The 492-nt window shown below is 49.6% G+C and carries 1 pseudogene; it reads left to right on the forward strand.

Annotated features, from left to right (window positions below):
• Positions 1-365: pseudogene (locus O2S87_RS18775) on the forward strand (transposase); the annotation flags it as partial.
• Positions 366-492: the final 127 nt, after the last annotated feature.

The following is a 492-nucleotide window of genomic DNA, read 5'->3' on the forward strand; positions in this document are numbered from 1 at the left end:
GCGACCTCGTTGAGCGAGGTCGCGACTCGGTTGAGATTCAACAAGGCGGAGGCCGAGAAGCCAGGACAGCAGAAGTGTCGATTACAACTGGCACTTGTGAGGTGCGTGCGCCAAAGAATAACCCTGAGCAGGAAGGGTCGGTTGAACTCAACGTGGTGAGAGCAGATGAAACAACTGAAGCAGATGATCCGATTCAGTGGGTGCTGCTCACCACTGAATCGGTTAGTACGCTTGAGGATGTGTTGAAAATCATTGAGTACTACCGTCTTCGATGGCGGATCGAAGACTGGCACAAAGTGCTGAAGACTGGTTGTAAGATAGAAGAACGCCAACTTCAGACATGGGAGCGAATGGAAGTTCTACTCCTGTCTCTTACCCATAATTCAGCGTCTGAGAGAAAAATCAACTCAGACGGATAACGGGAGAAAGAAACCGGTCAGAAAGCAGTCATTGATTTTGCCACGCCACAGGTCTTTCAGAGATATCTCTCTG

This window comes from Halohasta sp. A2, assembly GCF_056175805.1.